The sequence below is a fragment of the Bacillus sp. GMs2/2 genome, from assembly GCF_050172095.1.
In the GTDB taxonomy this organism is placed as follows: Bacteria; Bacillota; Bacilli; order Bacillales; family Bacillaceae_G; genus Bacillus_A; species Bacillus_A cereus.
Genome location: NZ_JBNLYE010000590.1, coordinates 1 through 1,823 on the forward strand (window position 1 = coordinate 1; position 1,823 = coordinate 1,823).

The following is a 1,823-nucleotide window of genomic DNA, read 5'->3' on the forward strand; positions in this document are numbered from 1 at the left end:
CTTGTCCCATCTGAGAACCTTTTAGCAAAGGTGGAGACCAATTTTTATTAAGGAGACCATTCATTATTACGTGGCCGATATCCGGAATAGTAATACGAATATCATTTGTAATAACACTAGCGTTTTTAAAATCAGATTCTATTAACGTCTGAAATTGTTCGAAATTGATTTCCCCCATATTAGTAAGTTGAACTAAATAGTAATAATTAAAATAACCATTTTTACTATCATAAAATTTCTCATCATAATAATCTCGCGTCGACATTGCGATCAGGATTGGCCATATTGTCAATACAAATCCAATAAATAGCATAATGAATATTGTTTTGTTCACCACTATTTCTTTTAATACTAGATTCATATATCCTCCTCATTTTAAAAACCGTGAAAAAGGTATGTATCCTTTTTCACGGTTTTTGTTGATTTTTATTTAATTACCATTTCCTTAGAAGTGTACGCACTATCCCCTACCATTATCCATTCTTGACCCGAATAACCTCTGATCACCGGTCCTTTGGATGCAACGCTAACGTTTATACGATCTGAAATTTTAGCATCATACAATGCTAACTCTTTAGAAGTCCCATCATCAAAGCTAGCTCTTACAGTCATCTTGTAAAAATGAGGTTCGTCCTTTTTTGCAGTATAGGCAGTTGCCTTAGCTTTTGCTCCGCTTCCTGTCCACGTTGCATTATTATCCCAACTAATCGAAGCAAATGAAACGGAAGAAACCATACCTAATAAAGAAGCAGTTAATCCTGTAACAGCTAAAGTTTTTGGAAGTAAGCTTTTCATATATCCTTAATCTCCCTTTTTAAAATATTCACTTAAATATTTAAGTATTTTTAGGCCTTGTCCCCATTATACATAAAGAAAGACTTTTTATATTAAAAAACCCTAATATTTACACTTTTAACAAAACCCTTACATTCCCATGAACTTTACGTCACAAAACAAAAAGATGGTATAAAACCAAAATTCCCCCCATCTTTTTACTACCATTATTGATTTGACTGTATGCCAGGAAGAATATATTTCACAATCAATTCCCATCTATCCCCTGCATTCGGTATAATTTCAGACGCAATCACCACTACCAATTCCTTCTCTGGAATATAACAAATCATATTCCCACCATCACCCATAGCACAGTATGAAAAGATTCCATCTTCTTCTCGAAACCACCATAAGTAACCATATTGATTTTGGTTCATTTCTGTTGATTCTTTTATCCATGATTTTGATAGTATTTGTTTTCCATTATGAATACCTTCATTCAAATACATCTGTCCAAACTTAGCCATATCCCTAACAGTTAACGTTAGTCCCCAGCCGCCCGTCGAAATACCGTTTGGATCGTGAACCCATCCTTTCACATCTTTTCCGAATAAGTCATCGAATCCAAATGCTTTCATATTGTAGTTTGGAATTTCGCTCATACCGAGTGGTTGAAATAAGTACTCATTCGCAAATTCACGTGCACTTTTCCCTGTTGCATTCGTAATCATTGCTGATAGTACATGCGCTCCTGCAGATGAATATTTAAAACCTCCAATCTCTCCACCGTTCCCCATTCTATGAAGTGTATACTGTACCCAGTCTGGTTGTGTACATAATTCTTCTAACGGTTCCTGCCAGTCTACAAAAGGGTATGGAGCTGTCATTGTAAGTAGGTGTCGCACTGTTACTTCAGATGACTTTACTTTATATTCAGGGAAAAACTCTATTACTTTTTGATCAACACTTTTTATATAGCCCTTATCTATACATATTCCAATTAGCGCAGAGATTATCGTTTTTGTAACTGACGCTACATGAAATGT

General features: G+C 35.1%; 2 protein-coding genes and 1 pseudogene. All 3 read right to left on the reverse strand.

Annotation, left to right across the window (positions count from 1 at the left end; all coding sequences use genetic code 11):
• Positions 1-361: pseudogene (locus ACQGS6_RS27665) on the reverse strand (ABC transporter permease); the annotation flags it as partial.
• A 65-nt stretch (positions 362-426) separates the two neighbouring features.
• Positions 427-795, reverse strand: coding sequence for a hypothetical protein (locus ACQGS6_RS27670; protein WP_426965970.1), 369 nt, complete (start codon positions 793-795; stop codon positions 427-429).
• A gap of 206 nt (positions 796-1,001) precedes the next feature.
• The coding region (locus tag ACQGS6_RS27675) for a serine hydrolase domain-containing protein (protein ID WP_426965971.1) at positions 1,002-1,823 on the reverse strand (822 nt) is incomplete at its 5' end.

What these genes read in the sequence shown, in the direction of transcription:
- ACQGS6_RS27670 (WP_426965970.1), bottom strand. Translation starts at nt 795, where the DNA reads ATGAAAAGCTTACTTCCAAAAACTTTAGCTGTTACAGGATTAACTGCT.